Genomic DNA, 19,220 nt, shown 5'->3' with positions numbered 1-19,220 from the left:
TTTCAAAAATTCAGATGGTCGGCGGAGTCTGTTCCGCTGGTCGGGTGGCCGGTTGGAACCGGCCCGCCGGAACCGCTACGGTGCCGGGCAGAATCCACCCGGCAGCTGGACACCGTCGACTACGGGGCACGGGTCGAAGGTGAAGATCACCAGGGTGCCGAGGATGACGATGACGAACGTGGCGGCGTACAGGACGCCCTTGAGCCAGAAGCGCGTGGAGTCCTTTTCCGCGTAGTCGTTGATGATGGTGCGGACGCCGTTGGTGCCGTGGAGCATCGCGAGCCAGAGCATGGCGAGATCCCAGAACTGCCAGAACGGATCGGCCCACTTGCCGGCCACGAAGCCGAAGTCGATGGCATGGATGCCTTCGCCCACCAGCAGGTTCACGAAGAGGTGACCGAAGATGAGGACCACCAGCACGACGCCGGACAGGCGCATGAAGAGCCATGCGATCATCTCGAAGTTGCCGCGGCTGGAGCCGGAGCGGTTGTACTTGGGGGCGATCTTGCCCGAACGCGGGGCCTGGATAGTAGTCATGGCTTAGTGGCCTCCCAGCGCGAGGGAAAGGTGGCGGATAGCGAAACCTGCGAACGTAACCAGCCACAGTGCAAGTACGACCCACAGCATTTGGCGCTGGTACTTTGCGCCCTTCTTCCAGAAGTCGATGGCGATCACGCGCAGGCCGTTGAAGGCGTGGAAGATGATCGCAGCGACCAGGCCCGTTTCACCCAGGGCCATGAGGGGGTTCTTGTAAGCGCCAATGACGGCGGTGTAGGCCTCCGGGGACACACGCACCAATGAGGTGTCCAGCACGTGGACCAACAAGAAGAAAAAGATCACTACACCGGTAATACGGTGTCCAACCCAGGACCACATGCCTTCACGGCCGCGGTACAAGGTGCCAGCTGGTTTTGTCGGCACTGAATAAACCTTCCTGCAACACAGCGGCGCTGGCATGGGATCCACGCGGGGGGAACGCCTGCTGCGAGAGCACTCGTAGCTCACGCCTAAATCTAGGCTTCGCTCACAGCTTATTCAATTCAGGACCGGCTGCATTGCTTGGCCGTCCGGCGTTTCCTGCCTGTATTTCCGCCGATTTTCGGACAACATGAGACGAAAGCCACATCTGCGTCGTGCCCGGGTGCAAGGCACCGTGTCGGATAAAGTGTTGAGGTGAGTACAGAAGACGCGACAATTCCGGAATCGCCATTGGACCGCTTTCATGCGGTAATTCCAGCCGGCGGTGTGGGGACCCGGCTGTGGCCGCTTTCGCGGGCCGCCGCGCCCAAATTCCTCCATGACCTGACCGGATCCGGCAGCACGTTGCTGAGGTCCACGTACGACCGCCTGGAGCCGTTGGCCGGTGAGCGGGTCCTCGTGGTGACCGGCGAAGCCCACCGTGCAGCCGTGTGCCGCCAACTCCCCGAGGTAGGGGATGACGAGCTCGTGCTGGAAAGCGAGCCCAAGGATTCCGGTGCCGCGATCGGCCTTGCCGCCGCCATCCTGCACCGCCGCGATCCGGAGACCATCATGGGCTCCTTTGCCGCGGACCAGGTGATCAGCCCTGACGACCTCTTCCAGGACACCGTGCGCGAAGCGATCTTCACGGCCGCAACGGGCAAGATCGTGACCATCGGCATCAAGCCGACCCACCCATCCACCGGCTTCGGGTATATCCGCTCCGGAAAAGCCCTGAAGGTGGACGGCGCTCCGAACGCATTGGCCGTAGCCGAGTTCGTGGAGAAGCCCAGCGAAGACGTCGCCCGCAAATACGTGGAAGCGGGCGACTACGTCTGGAACGCGGGCATGTTCGTTGCACCCGTAGCCCTCATGCTCAAGCACCTCGAAGCCAACCAGCCCGAACTCTTCGCAGGCGTCCAGGAGATCGCAGAGGCTTGGGATACGCCGCGCAGGGCAGAAGTGACGTCCCGTGTGTGGCCCACCCTGCCCAAGATCGCCATCGACTACGCCGTTGCTGAGCCGGCAGCGGCAGCCGGGGATGTCGCCGTCGTGCCCGGTACCTTCCGGTGGGACGACGTCGGCGACTTCGCCGCGATTGGCCGCCTCAACAACGCGGGCGACGTCGACGAAGTGACCGTCCTGGGTGATGGGGCACGCGTTTTCGCGGAGAATGCCAGCGGCGTGGTGGTTACGGACACCAAGCGGGTGATCGCCCTCATCGGCATCAAGGATGTGGTTATCGTGGACACGCCGGACGCGCTGTTGGTGACCACCAAGGAGCACGCCCAACGGGTCAAGGGCGCAGTTGATGCGCTGAAGGCCAGCGGAGATACCGACGTCCTCTAGGTCCGATTCCCGGGCTTTGATCCCCGTACCGGAAGCCACCCTTGGTTGCCTGCGACTGAACGCAGCGTAACCAAGAGGTGGCTTTCGGTCTTCGGGGGCCGTGGATGGCTAGAGTTGTTTCGTGCGCAATTACACGACTGAAACCGAGCCAACACCCGTCGTGAGTCCTTGGGTGGATGAGCTCCTGCCCGGACTCATCGAATTCAGGCGTGACCTTCATGCGCACCCGGAACTGTCCTTCAAGGAATTCCGCACCACGGACAAGCTCGTCGAGCGGCTGGAGGCCGCAGGCCTGAAACCCCGCCGGCTCGAGGGCACGGGGCTGACCGTGGACGTGGGGGAGGGGCCCATCGCAACGGCCCTGCGCGGCGACATCGACGCCCTGCCGATCATCGAGGAGACGGGGCTAGCGTTCGCCTCCAAGAACCATGGCGTGACGCATGCCTGCGGGCACGATGTCCACACCACCACCATGCTGGGCATCGCGTTGGTCCTGCAGCGTATGCACAAGAACACCCCGCTGGGTGGATCGGTGCGCATCATCTTCCAGCCTGCCGAGGAAACCATGCCGGGCGGGGCGTTGTCCTGTATTGAGCAAGGCGTCTTGGAGGGCGTGCCGAGGATCCTCGCGCTGCACTGTGATCCGCGCATCAACGTGGGGCAGATCGGTACCCGCATCGGTGCCATTACCTCGGCGTCGGACACCATCAAGATCGAGTTGACGGGCCGCGGCGGCCACACTTCGCGCCCGCACCTGACCGAAGACCTGGTCTTCGCCCTGGCCCAAATTGCGGTCAACGTCCCCGCGGTCCTGTCGCGCCGCGTCGACGTCCGCAGCGGCGTGTCCGTGGTGTGGGGCCAAATTTCGGCAGGCTCCGCCCCGAACGCCATTCCGGGTACCGGCTACATGGCCGGAACCATGCGGTGCCTGGACCGCGATGCCTGGCACGATGCCGGCGAACTGCTGGACGAAGTGGTCAAGCAGGTTGCCGCCCCGTACGGAGTGGACGTCCATTTGGAGCACACCCGCGGCGTCCCGCCCGTAGTGAACTCCGAACACGAGACGGCGCTGATCGAAGCCGCTGCACGTGCGGAGCTCGGCGAGAGCGCCGTGGTCCTGACCCCGCAATCCATGGGCGGCGAGGATTTTGCCTGGTTCCTGGCGGACCTGCCGGGCGCCATGATGCGCCTCGGCACGCATACCCCCGGCGGCGAAGTCTATGACCTTCACCGTGGCGATTTCATCGTCGACGAGCGGGCATTGGGCTACGCGATCCGCGTCCTGAGCGCGGCCGCCTTGCGGACCATCCGCGACCAGCAGCAATAGACCCAACTGGGTAGCAGTAGTGCGACTCTTCTATGGTTGTCAACGGAACGATGGCATGGGGCTGTTGGCGTTGAGTGTGCGGTAGATCCGTCGGGCGAGGTAGCGTTTGACGCACCGGCGGATCTCCTTTTTGGTACGGCCTTCTGCTTCACGTTTTGCTGTGTAGTTGATGGTTTCCGGATCGAACGCCATCCTGCTCCGGGCAGCCATGTGGAGGGCTTTGTTCAGGGTCCGGTCGCCTCCGCGGTTGAGCCTGTGGCGGACGGTATTTCCGGATGAAGCGGGAATGGGGTTGGCCCCGGCCAGGGAGGCGAATGCAGCCTCGGAACGTACCCGTCCGCGATGGGACCATGCGGTGAGACAAATGGCTGCGGTGACTGGTCCGAAGCCGGGTTCTTGTAGCAGGGGCGCGGCTTCGCTGATCTCGACGAGTTCGGTGATCCGGTTGCCGTTGGTTTTGATGTCCGCGTCAAGGTCGTTGATGCGCTTGGCGAGCCTGACGGCTTCGGAGCGGGCCACCGACAGGGCAAGGGGTTCTTCACGGGCACGCCATCTGGAGATCTCCAGGATCTGGGTCCCGGTCAAGGGCTTACGGGCATCGGCACCCAAATCGTTGACCCGCAGCAGCGCGGTCAACGCGTTCACGGTCCTGGTCCGGTCGGTGGTCATTGACTGACGTGCACTGACCAGGACCCGCAGGGCTGCGCGGACCCCTTCGTTCAACCGTGGCCGGCGCAGCTTGTCCTCTTCCAGGGAAAGGACTGTTGAAGCGATCCGGTGCGCGTCCAACGGATCGGACTTACCGATCCCGCGACGTGTCTTGGCATCCATGCGGGCGGCTTCGGCGACCTGGTAGCCGGCAGCTGCGACAGCCCCGGCCAGCACCGCACCATAAGAAGCCGCGCCCTCGATCACCCACAAAGTGGCCGGATCGGCCCCGGTCAAGCGCGCTACCCAGGCAATGGCACGGTCGATCCCGGCCCCGGTGGCCGGGAAATCCCGGGTGTCGATCCGTTCGCCGCTTGGCGCGGCAAGGATGGAATACACATGTTTCCTGGCGTGGGTGTCGACGCCGACGACAAACGGGTGGGAATACGCAACGATAGTCATAGCGGTTCTGGCACTTTCCTCATTTCGCGGACATGGTCAGGGCCGTTACGGGCCGGTACCAGTCCGGGTAGAGGTCACTTCGGAACAGCACTGTGACGAGTCACGCCCCCGCGCCGGGGGCGGACAATCTTCTGATCAAGTCACCGAGGTGGGCCGGGCAGGTACCGGCCGCCCACCCCGCAGACGGACAAGTCGCACTAAAGGCACACCCAAGACAGGGGGCCAAGCGTTTTGTGAGTCACGACCGCGGGGTGGAACGACCTGCACCTACTCTGCCAGCCAATCCCAGACCAGCCACCCCAATCCTCACAGCGTTTTGAACGCTGAAAACGCGCACTAATGCGACCCAGTTGGGTGAAGTGCGGGAGATTAAGTTGTGCACAACTTAATTGTGCACTATCGTTTCCGGTATGAGTGATGCACCCCGGCTCCGTCATCAGGTTTGCTTTGCGCTGTACTCGGCATCCAAGGCTGCGACGGCGGTCTACCGCCCTGTGTTGGATGAACTGGGGCTGACTTATCCGCAATACCTCGTGATGCTGGTGCTGTGGGAAAACGATCCCCGCAGCGTGCGCGAACTTGGCGCCGAGCTCGGGCTGGATTCGGGCACGCTGTCGCCACTGCTGAAGCGGCTCGAAGCCCTGGGGCTCGTCGAACGGCGCAGGTCATCCGAGGACGAGCGCCGCGTGGACGTGGTGCTGACCGACGCCGGCACCAAGCTCAGCGAACGGGCCGGGGATGTGCCACGAAGGTTGGCGGACGCGGCGGGGCTCACGCCTGCAGAAATCGGGCAGCTGCACGCCACCCTGGGCAAGCTCACCGCCGCATTGCAGAAATCGCTCTGAATTTTCCTCGCAAGAAAAGATTTGCCACAACCAGAAAGGCAGACACCCATGAAGACCCTCTACACAGCCGAGGCGCTGGCTTCGGGAGAAGGCCGCGACGGCAACGCCCGCACCAAGGACGGCAAGCTTGATGTCACCCTCGCCAGCCCCGTCGAACTGGGCGGAAACGGACAGGGAACCAACCCCGAACAACTGTTCGCTGCAGGCTACGCCGCGTGCTTCCACTCGGCCCTGCGCTTGGTTGGACGCAAGGAACGCGCCGACCTCACTGATTCGGCGGTGGCGGCCAGGATCCACATCGGCCCCCTCGCCGAGGGAGACGGGTTTGGGCTCGCCGCTGAACTCGAGATCGCACTTCCTGCGCTGGACCGGGCCACGGCGGAAGAACTCATGGCCAAGGCCCACCAGATTTGCCCGTACTCGAATGTCACCCGCGGCAACATGGCGGTCGACCTCAAGCTCGTGGAGTTCGCCGCATGAGCACTTCCACAAGCACTCCTGTGCAGACCCGCGAAATCCACCTTGCCTCCCGGCCGGAGGGCCGTCCGACTCCGGAGAATTTCCGGCTGGTCTCCTCCGACCTGCCCGAACTCAAGGACGGGCAGATCCTGGTGGAGAACCGCTTCATGTCGGTGGATCCGTACATGCGCGGCAGGATGAATGACCGGAAATCCTACTCGGCCCCCTTCCGCCTTGATGCAGCGCTCGACGGCGGTGCGGTCGGTGAGGTGATCGCGTCCAGGTCCGGCGCGCACAAGGTGGGTGACGTCGTCGTGCATCAACTGGGTTGGCGCGAGCACGCGGTGGTGGACGGCTCGGCCGCCAGCACGGTTCCTGCCGGCCTGGCGCCTGATTCGGCGTTCCTTGGTGCTTTGGGCATGACGGGCCTCACCGCCTATGCGGGGTTGCTCAAGGTGGCCGAGTTCAAGGAAGGCGACGTCGTTTTTGTCTCCGGTGCGGCCGGGGCCGTTGGCTCCATGGTGGGGCAGATCGCCAAGGCGATGGGCGCCGGCAAGGTGATCGGCAGCGCAGGGTCGCCGGAGAAGGTGGCACGGCTGCTGGAACTGGGCTTCGACGCGGCTTTCAACTACAACGACGCTCCCGTGGTGGATCAGTTGCGCGACGCGGCGGGGGAGCGCGGTATCGATGTGTACTTCGACAACGTGGGCGGCGACCATCTGGAAGCGGCCCTGGAAATGTTGAACGTCGGTGGCCGGGTTGCCATGTGCGGGGCCATTGCCCAGTACAACTCAACCGAGCCGCCTGCGGCACCGCGGAACCTGGCCGTTGCCATCGGCAAGCAGCTGACGCTCCGGGGTTTCCTTGTTGGGGGACAGCGCGCACACGCGGCGGAGTTCCGGGAAAAGATGGCGGCATGGCTGGCGGACGGCACTGTCCGCTACGACGAGACAATCGTGGACGGGCTGGAAAATGCGGCCGGGGCATTCATCGATTTGCTCGAGGGTGCGAACACCGGGAAGATGCTCGTCCGCCTGTGACTTGCGGGGCGCCCTACTGGTTGGTAACAAAAAGTCAACGATCTGTGCCAGAGGCTGCTTTTGTGCTACCTCCATGTGTTTTTCGCCACTAGTCTGGTTGCATCAGTGCGCTTCGGCGCAGTGCTGCGAAGCATCAGTGAAAACAGAATTTCTGCCCCGGGGTTTTGGAAACGGACACTCATTGACCACCAGTCGTAGCGCCAAACACTTTCTTCCTGGAGGAACATTGAAGAAACCACTGCGTGCCACCCTTAAGCGCGGTTCGATGGCCGGAGTCGCCACCATGGGCGCGGCAGCGCTCCTGCTCAGTGGCTGTGGACAGGCACCCGACGCCGGTTCCAGCACCAACGCCGCCAGCGACTACACGGGCTGCATTGTCTCCGACTCCGGTGGCTTCGATGACCAGTCCTTCAACCAGTCCTCCTTCGAGGGCCTCAAGAAGGCAGAGAAGGATCTGGGAATCACCACGAAGTCGGCCGAGTCCAAGGCCAACAGCGACTTCGAGACCAACCTCAACGGCATGATTTCGGCCGGCTGCAACCTGACCGTCACGGTCGGCTTCCTCCTGGGCGACGCCACCAAGGCTGCTGCGGAGAAGAACACGGACAAGCACTTCGCGATCATCGACTTCGCTTACGAAACGCCGATCGCCAACGTCAAGCCCGTTGTCTACGACACCGCACAGGCTGCATACCTGGCCGGCTACGCGGCGGCTGCCACGACCAAGACCGGCAAGGTGGGCACGTTCGGCGGCATCAAGCTCCCCACGGTCACCATCTTCATGGACGGTTTCTATGACGGCGTCCAGGCCTACAACAAGGCCAAGGGCAAGTCCGTGCAGGTGGTGGGCTGGGACAAGGCTACCCAGGACGGTTCCTTCACGGGTGACTTCGAGAAGCAGGACACCGGCAAGCAGATCACCATCAACCTTTTGGACCAGGGCGCGGACATCGTGATGCCCGTTGCAGGTCCGGTTGGCAAGGGTGCCGGCGCTGCCCTGAAGGAAGCAAAGGCTGCCGGCAAGGACGTCAAGCTCATTTGGGTCGACTCCGACGGCTACCTCACCGCTCCGGAGTACAAGGACCTCATGCTGACCTCCGTGGTCAAGCAGATGGGTGAAGCCGTGGAGTCCGTGGTGAAGGATGACAAGGACGGCAAGTTCAGCAACGAAGCCTACGTTGGCACGCTGGAGAACGACGGCGTCGCCCTCGCACCGTTCCACGACCTTGACTCCGTAGTTTCGGCCGAAACCAAGTCCGAACTCGACGCCCTCAAGGCAGACATCATTTCGGGCAAGCTGGTTGTTGAATCGGCGGCCAGCCCGAAGAAGTAACAACTCTCGAACAAGCCGCCAGTACCGGGCCCCGGTACTGGCGGCACGTTTTTGCCCTGACTACGCTGCTGCCTACAGGTAGTGAGCAATACAGCCGTCCCTCGGACTCACAGAACGGTGGGAGTTGTGAAACTCGAATTGAAGGGGATCTCGAAGGCATTCGGGAGCTTCTACGCCAACCAAGACATCGACCTTGTGGTCGAATCCGGACAGATCCATTGCCTCCTCGGCGAGAATGGTGCCGGAAAATCAACCCTCATGAACGTGCTGTATGGACTTTATGAGCCTACGGCCGGACAAATCCTCGTTGACGACCAGCCGGTAGCTTTCCGGGGACCGGGGGACGCCATGGCTGCCGGGATCGGCATGGTGCACCAGCACTTCATGCTCGTCCCGGTGTTCACTGTCGCAGAGAACGTTGCGCTCGGCGCGGAACCAACGTCCGTAGGCGGCGTCCTCAGCATGGACGAAACCCGCCGGAAGATCCGCGATATCTCCGAAAAGTACGGCTTCGACGTCGATCCCGATGCTTTGGTGGAAGACCTCCCGGTTGGGGTCCAGCAGCGCGTGGAAATCATCAAGGCGCTGGTCCGGGAGGCGAAGGTGCTGATCCTGGATGAGCCCACCGCCGTGCTCACTCCGCAGGAAACCGATGAGCTCCTGGACATCATGAGGCAGCTTAAGGCCGGCGGGACATCGATCGTGTTCATCTCGCACAAGCTGCGTGAGGTCAAGGCTGTCTCGGACGTCATCACCGTGGTCCGACGCGGAAAAGTAGTCGGCGATGCCCCGCCTACTGCTTCTGCGGCAGAGCTTGCCTCCATGATGGTGGGCCGGCCTGTCAGCCTGAGTCTGCATAAAGCCGCGGCCCAACCGAAAGAGACCACTTTCAAGGTGGAGAACCTGACGGTGCGGGCGCCGAACGGCACCAACATCGTGGACGGAATCAGCTTCGACATCGCCCAAGGCGAGATCCTTGCGATCGCAGGTGTCCAGGGCAACGGCCAGACCGAGCTGACCGAAGCAATCCTTGGTGTCCAGGAACACGTGACCGGATCGGTCACCCTCGACGGAAAGCAGTTGCTGGGACTGCCGGTGAAGGAAGTCCTGCGTTCCGGCGTCGGCTTCGTTCCGGAGGATCGCACCGTCGATGGCCTGGTGGGTCCGTTCTCCGTGGCCGAGAACCTGGTGCTGGACCTTTACGACCAAGCTCCCTTTGCCCGCGGCGTCAGCATGAACCCGGGCAAAGTGGCCGAGAACGCCAGGGCCAAGATCGAGGAGTTCGATATCCGCACCCCGTCCGCGGGCGCTGCGGCAGGGACGTTGTCGGGCGGCAACCAACAAAAGGTGGTTATGGCCCGTGAGTTGTCCCGCCCCCTGCGGCTCTTCATTGCAAGCCAACCGACCCGCGGCGTGGACGTCGGTTCCATCGAATTCCTGCATAAGCGAATCGTCGCGGAGAGGGATGTGGGAACGCCGGTGATGATCGTCTCCACGGAACTCGACGAAGTCATGGAGCTCGCAGACCGCATTGCGGTGATCTACAAAGGCAAGCTCGTGGGCATCGTTCCCTCGGGCACATCCCGCGACACCCTCGGCCTGATGATGGCCGGCGTCAGCCCGGAAGGGGGCTCCGATGACACCCAGTGAACCGACCGGCAACCCCGGCGATCAGAAGAAGAACGAACCGGCCGCGGAAGCGGCACGGCAGGAATCCACCACCGACGTCCAGGCCGCCGACGTCGCACTGGACACTGCGGGGGGCACCTTGGAACCGTCCATTGTTCCGGTGTCCTCCCAAAGCGGAGACGTCGGGCGCCAGCAAGGCAGCCTGTTCCGCCGGATCGTCATGGGGAATGGATTCGTTTCCGTCCTGGCCGTCCTTGTTGCCTTAATCCTCGGCGGCCTGTTGATCGCCAGCACCGACGACAGAGTCGCCAGGACCGCAGGGTACTTCTTTGCCCGCCCCACCGACTTCCTGTCGGCGCTCTGGGGCGCCATGACCAAGAGCTACGTTGCCCTCTTCCAAGGAGCGGTTTTCAACCCCCGGCAGGGCCTCATGCCCTTGCTGGAGACCATGACCGTAGCCACCCCGTTGATTTGCGCCGGCCTGGGCGTGGCCCTGGCTTTTCGGGCAGGTTTGTTCAATATCGGTGCCCAGGGCCAGATCATCATCAGCGCCACCCTGGCCGCCTATGTCGGCTTCGCCTGGGACCTTCCCTTCGGCTTGCACCTGCTGGTGGTCATCATTATGGGTGTCCTGGGTGGAGCGGTCTGGGGAGGCATTGTGGGCATCCTCAAGGCCAGGACGGGCGCCCACGAGGTCATCGTGACCATCATGTTGAACTACGTGGCACTGTTCCTGCTCGACTTCCTCCTGAACACCGCGGCGTTCCGGCGTCCGGGGGACAACAGCCCCATTTCGCCCCGGCTGGATGAATCGGCTACCTACCCCGTGCTCATACCCGGCTCGCGGCTGCACCTGGGCTTCCTGGTGGCCGTTGCGCTGACGGCAGGTGTCTGGTGGATGCTCAACCGTTCCACCATTGGCTTCGAATTCCGTGCTGTGGGCGCAAATCCCGCTGCTGCGCGCACGGCCGGCGTCAAGGTTCCGCGGGCCACCATCCTCGTCATGGCGTTCGCCGGAGCCCTCGCAGCCTTCGGCGGCGTGGCGCAGGTAGCGGGTACCGAGAAGGTCCTGACCGGCGGGGTCGCGGCACAGATTGGCTTCGACTCCATCACCGTGGCCCTGCTGGGACGCAGTACGCCGTGGGGCACGTTCTTTGCCGGCCTCCTGTTCGGCGCTTTCCGCGCCGGAGCCGTGCAGATGCAGATCCAGACGGGAACACCCATCGACATTGTTTTGGTGGTGCAGTCGCTGATCGTCCTGTTCATCGCAGCCCCGCCGCTCATTAAGTCCATCTTCCGCTTGGAAAGCACCAAGAAGAAGAAAAAGGTCGCCCGGAAGGCCGCCCTTGCCAACGCCACCGGAGGTGCCAAATGAGCGCAACAGCAACCGCCCCCCGGGCCGGAGCTCCGTCCCTTCCGGGCTTCCGCCCCTCGTTGAAAGTCCCTGTTTCCCTCAGCGTCCTGGCCCTTGTTGCGCTGGTCTTCTTCGGATTGCTGGGCTCCGGGCAAACGGCGGAGATGAAGGTCAGCGATCCCGGCGATGCGGTCCAGATCCCTGCGCTGATGATTCCCGGACAGGCCGGCGGCATTGTGCTGGCCGTTTTGCTCCTGGCCATGGCCGCCTACTCGATCTACCTCTGGACGCGCGGAGAACGTTCACCGAAGTGGTTGCCCATTGCTTTCGCCGTGGTCTTCGTCTTTGCCGTGCTCGTGTGGATCGTGGCCGGCGCCCGGCAACCGTCCATCTCGTTGGCCGGCCTGGTGGCAGGCTCGGTGACGCTGGCGGTTCCCCTCGTCTTCGGGTCCCTGTCCGGTGTGCTCTGTGAGCGGGTAGGCGTGGTCAACATCGCCATTGAGGGCCAGCTGCTGGGCGGGGCTTTCACCGCTGCCCTCGTGGCCACCGTGACCGGCAGCCCCTACATCGGGCTGCTCGCCGCTGCTGCCGCGGGCGCCGCCGTCTCCATGGTGCTGGCAGTCTTCAGCATCAAGTACCTCGTGAACCAGATCATTGTGGGCGTGGTCCTGAACGTGCTGGTATCAGGCCTCACCGGCTTCCTGTTCGGCACGGTCATGGCACCGAACAAAGAGCAGTTCAACACCCCGGGCCGCCTGGACATCCTGCCGATTCCGCTGCTCTCCGATATCCCCATCATCGGGCCGGTCCTTTTTGAGCAGTCCGTGGCCGGCTACCTGATGTACATTGCAGTGGCTGTTGTGTGGTTCGGTTTGTTCAAGACGCGGTGGGGCCTCCGGGTCCGGGCCGTGGGTGAGCACCCGCAGGCCGCCGACACCCTGGGCATCAATGTCAACGCCACCCGCTTCTGGAACGTCACCCTGGGCGGGGCCATCGCAGGCATCGGCGGAGCGGTGTTTACGTTGGTGACCATCGACTCCTTCACCAAGGACATCTCCGGAGGTCGCGGCTTCATTGCCCTGGCTGCGCTCATCTTCGGGCGCTGGAACCCGATCGGCGCTTTCCTGGCGTCCTTGCTGTTCGGTTTCGCCTACAACCTGCAGTCGATTCTGGGCATTATTGGTACTCCGGTGCCCAGCCAGTTCATGGCCATGCTGCCGTACCTGGTGACCATCTTCGCCGTCGCCGGTTTGGTGGGCAGGTCCAGGCCGCCCGCGGCCAGCGGCATACCGTACGTGAAGGGTTGACGTGATGAGCCACATCGATTGGCAAGCGCTGGAAGCCGCGGCGAAAGACGCCATGGACCGGGCCTACGCGCCCTACTCCAAATTCCCGGTGGGGGCCGCAGCCCTCACCGACGACGGCCGGATCATTAGTGGCTGCAATGTGGAGAACGCCAGCTACGGGCTCACCCTCTGCGCCGAGTGCACGTTGGTGGGCCAGTTGCACATGGGCGGCGGCGGACGGCTGGTGGCGTTTTACTGCGTGGACGGCGACGGCAGCATCTTGATGCCGTGCGGACGCTGCCGGCAGCTGCTTTACGAATTCCGGGCGCCCGGCATGCAACTCATGACCAGTCAAGGCATCAAAACCATGGACCAGGTGCTGCCTGACGCCTTCGGTCCGGAACATCTGGAGGAAACCCCGTGACCAGCACCGAAGCCTTCGACGCCGTCCAGATCATCACCATCAAGCGGGACAAAGGCACCCTGACGCCGGAACAGATCGACTGGACCATTGACGCCTACACCCGCGGGGTCATTGCCGAAGAGCAGATGGCGGCACTGAACATGGCCATCCTGCTCAACGGCATGGACAGGGCCGAGATCTCCCGCTGGACGGCCGCGATGATCGCCTCCGGGGAGCGGATGGACTTTTCGTCGCTGACAACGCCCGACGGCGGCAGGAAACCTACCAGCGACAAGCACTCCACCGGTGGGGTAGGGGACAAGATCACTCTTCCCCTGGCTCCGTTGGTGGCCGTCTTCGGAGTGGCAGTACCGCAGCTGTCCGGCCGCGGATTGGGGCACACCGGGGGCACGCTGGACAAACTGGAAGCCATTCCCGGGTGGCGCGCGAACCTCAGCAACGCGGAAATCATGGCCCAGCTCCAGGACGTCGGAGCAGTGATCTGCGCGGCAGGCTCCGGGTTGGCCCCGGCTGACAAGAAGCTGTACGCCCTCCGCGATGTTACGGGCACCGTCGAAGCCATCCCGCTGATTGCGTCGTCGATCATGAGCAAGAAGATCGCCGAGGGTACGGGGTCGCTGGTGCTGGACGTGAAAGTGGGCTCGGGTGCGTTCATGAAGGACGAAGCCCGGGCCCGGGAACTCGCGGAAACCATGGTGGCGTTGGGCAAGGACGCCGGGGTGCACACTGTTGCGCTGATGACCGATATGTCCACGCCGTTGGGGCTGACCGCGGGCAACGCCATTGAGGTGGAGGAGTCCGTGGAGGTCCTGGCAGGCGGTGGCCCGGAAGACGTCGTCGAACTGACGGTACGGCTCGCTGAAGAAATGCTGGCCGGCGCCGGCATCCACGACGCAGATCCTGCCGCGGCACTGAAGGACGGCCGGGCCATGGATGTGTGGAACCGGATGATCGAGGCCCAGGGCGGAGATCCGCGCGCTGCCTTGCCCGTGGCCAAGGAATCGGAAGTGGTGTACGCCCCGGCGGACGGCGTCCTGGTGGAGCTGGATGCCCTCTCGGTGGGCGTGGCTGCCTGGCGCCTGGGCGCGGGCCGGGCCAGGAAGGAAGACACCGTCCAGGCAGCGGCGGGCGTCCGCCTTCACGCGAAGCCTGGTGCCTTGGTCCGTGCAGGGGAGCCCCTCATGACGCTGCTGACGGACACTCCGGAGAAGTTTGATCGTGCCAAGGAAGCCCTGGCGAACGCGGTGGTGATCGCACCGGAGGGATCCCGTCCCGCCCACCGGCTCATCATCGACAGGATCGCCTAGGCTTAATTACCGTGCAGGCCATCAATGATTTCATTCTCGCCGCGGCCGAACAGCCGTGGGTGTTGTTCCTGGTGCTGGCCTGTTGCCTGATCGATGGTTTCTTCCCGCCGATTCCCAGCGAATCGGTGGTGGTTGGTTTGAGTGCTGTCTCCGGCAGCAGCGGCTCGCCTAACGTCTGGCTGCTGGGGGTGGTGGCGGCCATCGGGGCATTCTCCGGGGACAACATCGCCTACATCATCGGCGCCCGCATCGGGATCCGGCGGTGGCGCTGGATGCGCACCCAGCGCATGCAGGGCGCCTTCCGCTGGGCCGGGAAAGAACTTCGACGGCGGTCGGCCTCGCTGATCATGGTGGCCCGGTTCATTCCGATCGGCAGGGTGGCAGTGAACCTCACGGCCGGTGCCACGCACTTCCATCACGGCCGGTTTGTTGCCCTCACTTCTTTGTCGGCCGTCTTGTGGGCCAGCTATTCGGTGGTCCTCGGGTATTTCTTCGGCGTTTGGTTCGAAGACAACCATCTGCTGGGAGCTGTGATCGCGATCGTGGTGGCCGTCATCCTGGGCATCATCATTGACCGCATCATCAGCAAAGTGCGCGGGGCCGCTCCCTTGGACGGAAAGAACCTTCTTGAGGACCAGAAACCAACGGAAGAAGGCACCGGGGCTCCACCTACGGTATGAGCCTGCAGGTAGCCCAAGATCACCCCGTCGGGTGACGCCGGAACCTCCGCCGCGCAGCTAGCGTTAAACGTGTGATCCCGAGGCTGGGGCGTAGCGAACGACGTCCCGGCCATGGGACACTAAGAGCGATCTACGTCACAGTGTCAAGTCACATTCATCTAGGAGCTACCGCCGCGTGGAGTTTTTGAACGAAATGCTCGAGCATGCAGCCGGGCAGCCCTGGATTTACCCGGTACTGCTGGTGTTCTTCTTCATCGACGGATTCGCCACCATCCTCCCCAGCGAAACAGCGATCGTAGGCCTGTCGGCACTGTCCCTCCACAGCGGCCAGCCGAACCTCTGGATCCTTGGGTTCACGGCCCTCATCGGTGCCATGGCGGGGGACAACATGGCGTACATGCTCGGCCGGAAGATCGGGCTCACCCGGTGGAAATGGATGCGCCGGCCCAAGGTCCAGAAAATGTTCGCGTGGGCTCAATACGAACTGGACAAGCGCGGAGCCGTGCTCATCTTCACCGCCCGCTACATCCCGTGGGGCCGCGTGGCCGTGAACTACGTGGCCGGCCAGACCGGCTTCCGCCACCGCACCTTCTTCATCCTTGATGCCTTCGCATGTATCACGTGGGTGGGCTACTCGATCGGCATCGGACTCCTCGCCGGCCAGTGGGTGCACAACAATCCTTTGCTGGGCGTTGGCATCGCCGTGGCGTTCGCGGTGCTTCTTGGCATCGTCGTAGACCACGCCCTTCGCTGGTGGCACAAGTACCTGGAGCGTAAGGACGCTGCGCGCGCAGCCGCCCGGGAAGCCTCTGAATCTGCCGCGCCCGCTGTGGACCGCAAGCCGGTTGTGGGCGCTGACCTCTCCAAGCCTGCTGGCTAAGGACCTGTCATCCCCCTAGAGTTGGTCTGTGACTGAGCCAATTGTTGACGCTGCCCCTGCCCTCGACTTTGATCTGAAGAGTCTTCCCAAGATTTCCCTGCACGACCATCTGGACGGCGGCCTGCGCCCTGCCACCATCATCGAACTGGCCGAAGCCGTGGACCACACCCTTCCTTCGACGGATCCGGTGGCACTGGGTGAATGGTTCCGCGAATCGGCGGATTCCGGTTCCTTGGTGCGCTACCTCGAAACGTTCGACCACACCATTGCCGTGATGCAGACCAAGGAAGGTCTCTTCCGGGTTGCCAAGGAGTTCGTGGAAGACCTCGCCGAGGATGGCGTGGTCTACGGCGAAGTCCGTTGGGCTCCCGAGCAGCACCTCCGGAAAGGCCTGACGCTTGACGAGGCCGTGGAAGCCGTCCAGGCCGGACTCGAAGCGGGCGTGGACGCAGCCGACGAAAGCGGCCGGCAGATCCAGGTGGGACAGCTGATCACCGCCATGCGCCACGCTGACCGTGGCCAGGAGATCGCCGAACTCGCCGTCCGCCACCGGACCCGGGGCGCAGTTGGGTTCGACATCGCCGGAGCGGAAGACGGCTTCCTGCCCTCCCGGTTCAAGGACGCTTTCACCTACCTGGCGGCCAACAACTTCCCGGCGACAGTCCACGCGGGCGAGGCCGCCGGCTTGGAGAGCATCCAGTCAGCCCTGGTGGACGGCCGCGCGCTGCGTCTGGGCCACGGCGTCCGCATCGCGGAGGACATCACGGTTGAGTTCGAAGACAACGCCGACGACGACGGCGAGGGCACGGTCGGCCTGGTCACCCTGGGCAACGTGGCCGGCTGGGTCCGGGACCGGGGAATTCCCTTGGAAATCTGCCCTTCGTCCAACCTGCAGACGGGTGCGATCGCCAACTTCGGCGAAGGCATCGAAAGCCACCCGTTGGACATGCTCTTCCAGCTCGGTTTCAACGTCACCATCAACACGGACAACCGGCTCATGAGCGGGGTGACCCTGACGGACGAGTTCGAACTCCTGGTGGAAACCTTCGATTACGACCTCGATGATCTCCTGGAACTGACGCTCAATGCTGCCGAGGCAGCTTTCCTGCCGCTGGATGAGCGCGAGGCTTTGGTGGAGTACATCAACGATGCCTACGCCAACCTCGGCTAAGGAGCCCGCCAACAGCATCGACCGGCTGCTGGGGACGATTGCCGCCCTGCGTGAGCACTGCCCCTGGATGGGTGCGCTCACGCATGAATCGCTGGTGGAATACCTGATCGAGGAAGCCTACGAGGTAGTGGATTCGATCGAAGCCGGTTCCGTTGATGACGAACTCCGCGGTGAGCTGGGCGACGTACTGCTTCAAGTGGTGCTGCACGCCCGGCTCGCCAAGGAGCGCGGCAGCTTCGACTTCGAAGCCGTCGCAGAGGGCATCAACGCCAAGATGATCCGGCGGAACCAGCACGTCTTCAAGGCCGACGGTTCCCTGCAGGAGAGTTTCCCGGCCAGCGTCGAGGAAATCATCGTCCGGTGGGATGCGGCCAAACGCGCCGAGAAACCGGAGCGCGCCGATCCGTTCGAGGGAATACCGCCGCACCTGCCCGCCTTGGCGGCGGCGCAGAAATCCCTGGACAGGGCCGCGCGCGCCGGCCTGGCCATCGATCAGCAAGGTGCGCCGGCCGCCGTCGGGCCTGTTGCGGTGCCGGACTCCGAAGAGGCGCTGGGCGAGCTGCTGCTGGCAGTCGTCGCCGGCGCCCACCGGCAGGGACTCGACGCCGAACGCGCACTCCGGAAGGCCGTGCGTGCCTTCCACGATGGTCACGAACGGCATTCGTGACGTGCTCCCGAGGAAACCGTTCCGTAACCTAAGCCACTCTCGACTACGCTAGTAGCGACGAGGACGTCGAGAATTCCCCTCTAGATTCCTGTAAATCGCTTCACCATAAGGAGCACATCCATGGCGCTTATCGATGCCATCCACGCCCGCGAGATCCTTGATTCCCGCGGAAACCCGACCGTAGAAGTAGAGGTCCTGCTCTCCGACGGCCAGATCGGCCGCGCAGCAGTTCCCTCCGGTGCCTCCACCGGCGAGCACGAGGCCGTTGAGCTCCGCGACGGCGACAAGGGCCGTTACCTCGGCAAGGGTGTCCAGAAGGCCGTCGACGCTGTGATCGACGAGATCTCCCCGGCCCTGATCGGCTTCGACGCCACGGACCAGCGCAGCATCGACCAGGCGATGATCGACCTCGACGGCACGTCCAACAAGGGCAAGCTCGGCGCCAACGCCATCCTCGGCGTGTCCCTCGCCGTCGCCAACGCCGCCGCAGCCTCGGCCGACCTGCCGCTGTACAAGTACCTGGGCGGCCCGAACGCCCACGTTCTTCCGGTCCCGCTGATGAACATCCTCAATGGCGGCTCGCACGCAGACTCCGACGTTGACATCCAGGAATTCATGATCGCTCCGATCGGTGCCGAGACCTTCTCCGAAGGCCTCCGCTGGGGCGTTGAGGTCTACCACAACCTCAAGTCCGTCCTGAAGGAAAAGGGCCTCTCGACGGGCCTCGGCGACGAGGGCGGCTTCGCTCCGAACCTGCCGTCCAACCGCGCTGCACTGGACCTGATCCAGGAAGCCATCAAGAACGCCGGCTACACCCCGGGCACGGACATCGCGCTGGCCCTGGACGTCGCTTCCTCCGAGTTCTACAAGGACGGCGCCTACCAGTTCGAAGGCAAGGCCCTGAACTCCACCGAGATGAGCGCCTACTACGCCGAGCTGGTTGCCGACTACCCGCTGGTCTCCATCGAAGACCCGCTGGATGAGAACGACTGGGAAGGCTGGAAGACCCTCACCGACACGATCGGCGACAAGGTCCAGCTGGTTGGCGACGACCTCTTCGTGACCAACCCGGTCCGCCTGCAGCAGGGCATCGACGCCGCCACGGCCAACTCGCTGCTGGTCAAGGTCAACCAGATCGGTTCCCTGACCGAGACGCTCGACGCCGTGTCCCTGGCACAGCGCGCCGGCTACACCACCATCACCTCGCACCGCTCAGGCGAGACCGAGGACACCACCATTGCCGACATCGCCGTTGCCACCAACGCCGGCCAGATCAAGACCGGTGCCCCGGCCCGTTCCGAGCGCGTAGCCAAGTACAACCAGCTGCTGCGCATCGAGGAAGAACTGGACGACGCCGCACGCTACGCCGGACGCAGCGCCTTCCCGCGTTTCAAGGGCTAG

Annotated in this window: 19 protein-coding genes; 16 read left to right on the top strand and 3 right to left on the bottom strand. The window is 63.7% G+C overall.

What is annotated here, in order from left to right:
- Positions 1-75: 75 nt before the first annotated feature.
- Positions 76-537: a succinate dehydrogenase hydrophobic membrane anchor subunit gene (locus HMI59_RS15415; RefSeq protein WP_021471545.1), complete on the bottom strand. Its 462-nt coding sequence runs from the start codon at positions 535-537 to the stop codon at positions 76-78.
- A 3-nt stretch (positions 538-540) separates the two neighbouring features.
- On the bottom strand, positions 541-921 hold the full coding sequence (sdhC, locus tag HMI59_RS15410; protein WP_018777254.1) for a succinate dehydrogenase, cytochrome b556 subunit: 381 nt from the start codon (positions 919-921) through the stop codon (positions 541-543).
- 252 nt (positions 922-1,173) lie between these two features.
- On the opposite strand from sdhC, the gene HMI59_RS15405 reads away from it, so the two are divergent.
- Positions 1,174-2,307 carry a mannose-1-phosphate guanylyltransferase gene (locus HMI59_RS15405; protein WP_193591781.1) on the top strand — a complete coding sequence of 378 codons (1,134 nt, stop codon included), beginning with the start codon at positions 1,174-1,176 and terminating at the stop codon, positions 2,305-2,307.
- 121 nt (positions 2,308-2,428) lie between these two features.
- Positions 2,429-3,634 carry an amidohydrolase gene (locus HMI59_RS15400; protein WP_193591780.1) on the top strand — a complete coding sequence of 402 codons (1,206 nt, stop codon included), beginning with the start codon at positions 2,429-2,431 and terminating at the stop codon, positions 3,632-3,634.
- A gap of 39 nt (positions 3,635-3,673) precedes the next feature.
- Here HMI59_RS15400 and HMI59_RS15395 read toward each other — a convergent pair whose 3' ends face one another.
- Positions 3,674-4,744: an IS110 family transposase gene (locus tag HMI59_RS15395; protein WP_193591762.1), complete on the bottom strand. Its 1,071-nt coding sequence runs from the start codon at positions 4,742-4,744 to the stop codon at positions 3,674-3,676.
- 410 nt (positions 4,745-5,154) lie between these two features.
- Here HMI59_RS15395 and HMI59_RS15390 point away from each other — a divergent pair, with 410 nt between their 5' ends.
- From HMI59_RS15390 to eno, 14 genes are all read left to right on the top strand, one after another.
- Positions 5,155-5,589 carry a MarR family winged helix-turn-helix transcriptional regulator gene (locus HMI59_RS15390; RefSeq protein WP_193591779.1) on the top strand — a complete coding sequence of 145 codons (435 nt, stop codon included), beginning with the start codon at positions 5,155-5,157 and terminating at the stop codon, positions 5,587-5,589.
- Positions 5,590-5,637: 48 nt separating this feature from the next.
- On the top strand, positions 5,638-6,069 hold the full coding sequence (locus HMI59_RS15385) for an organic hydroperoxide resistance protein (protein ID WP_166185088.1): 432 nt from the start codon (positions 5,638-5,640) through the stop codon (positions 6,067-6,069).
- Complete coding sequence (locus HMI59_RS15380; protein ID WP_193591778.1) at positions 6,066-7,088, top strand: NADP-dependent oxidoreductase; 1,023 nt, start codon at positions 6,066-6,068, stop codon at positions 7,086-7,088. The genes HMI59_RS15385 and HMI59_RS15380 overlap by 4 nt, the downstream gene beginning before the upstream one ends.
- Before the next feature lie 265 nt (positions 7,089-7,353).
- A complete protein-coding gene (locus tag HMI59_RS15375; protein WP_052474227.1) occupies positions 7,354-8,421 on the top strand; it encodes a BMP family protein in 1,068 nt (355 codons plus the stop codon).
- 126 nt (positions 8,422-8,547) lie between these two features.
- Positions 8,548-10,071, top strand: coding sequence for an ABC transporter ATP-binding protein (locus HMI59_RS15370; RefSeq protein ID WP_193591777.1), 1,524 nt, complete (start codon positions 8,548-8,550; stop codon positions 10,069-10,071).
- On the top strand, positions 10,058-11,425 hold the full coding sequence (locus HMI59_RS15365; protein WP_193591776.1) for an ABC transporter permease: 1,368 nt from the start codon (positions 10,058-10,060) through the stop codon (positions 11,423-11,425). The genes HMI59_RS15370 and HMI59_RS15365 overlap by 14 nt, the downstream gene beginning before the upstream one ends.
- Complete coding sequence (locus tag HMI59_RS15360) at positions 11,422-12,711, top strand: ABC transporter permease (RefSeq protein WP_021471535.1); 1,290 nt, start codon at positions 11,422-11,424, stop codon at positions 12,709-12,711. The genes HMI59_RS15365 and HMI59_RS15360 overlap by 4 nt, the downstream gene beginning before the upstream one ends.
- Positions 12,712-12,715: 4 nt before the next feature.
- Complete coding sequence (locus HMI59_RS15355) at positions 12,716-13,114, top strand: cytidine deaminase (RefSeq protein ID WP_069694714.1); 399 nt, start codon at positions 12,716-12,718, stop codon at positions 13,112-13,114.
- The gene (locus tag HMI59_RS15350; RefSeq protein WP_193591775.1) at positions 13,111-14,421 is read left to right on the top strand and encodes a thymidine phosphorylase; all 1,311 of its coding nucleotides are present in this window, start codon (positions 13,111-13,113) and stop codon (positions 14,419-14,421) included. Before HMI59_RS15355 ends, HMI59_RS15350 begins: the two co-directional genes overlap by 4 nt.
- 11 nt (positions 14,422-14,432) lie before the next feature.
- Complete coding sequence (locus tag HMI59_RS15345) at positions 14,433-15,101, top strand: DedA family protein (RefSeq protein WP_062095675.1); 669 nt, start codon at positions 14,433-14,435, stop codon at positions 15,099-15,101.
- Between the two features lie 193 nt (positions 15,102-15,294).
- Entirely contained in the window at positions 15,295-15,981 is a 687-nt protein-coding gene (locus HMI59_RS15340) for a DedA family protein (RefSeq protein ID WP_031216242.1), read from the top strand.
- Between the two features lie 28 nt (positions 15,982-16,009).
- On the top strand, positions 16,010-17,152 hold the full coding sequence (locus tag HMI59_RS15335; RefSeq protein ID WP_193591774.1) for an adenosine deaminase: 1,143 nt from the start codon (positions 16,010-16,012) through the stop codon (positions 17,150-17,152).
- Positions 17,130-17,819 (top strand): MazG nucleotide pyrophosphohydrolase domain-containing protein, encoded by a 690-nt coding sequence (locus tag HMI59_RS15330; RefSeq protein WP_193591773.1) that lies wholly within the window; start codon positions 17,130-17,132, stop codon positions 17,817-17,819. The genes HMI59_RS15335 and HMI59_RS15330 overlap by 23 nt, the downstream gene beginning before the upstream one ends.
- Before the next feature lie 120 nt (positions 17,820-17,939).
- Entirely contained in the window at positions 17,940-19,220 is a 1,281-nt protein-coding gene (gene eno, locus HMI59_RS15325; protein WP_021471528.1) for a phosphopyruvate hydratase, read from the top strand.

It is taken from the genome of Paenarthrobacter sp. YJN-5 (genome assembly GCF_015040095.1).
Classification (GTDB): domain Bacteria; phylum Actinomycetota; class Actinomycetes; order Actinomycetales; family Micrococcaceae; genus Arthrobacter; species Arthrobacter ureafaciens.
Note: the sequence above shows the minus strand (reverse complement) of the source record. Positions and strands in the feature narration are given on the sequence as shown.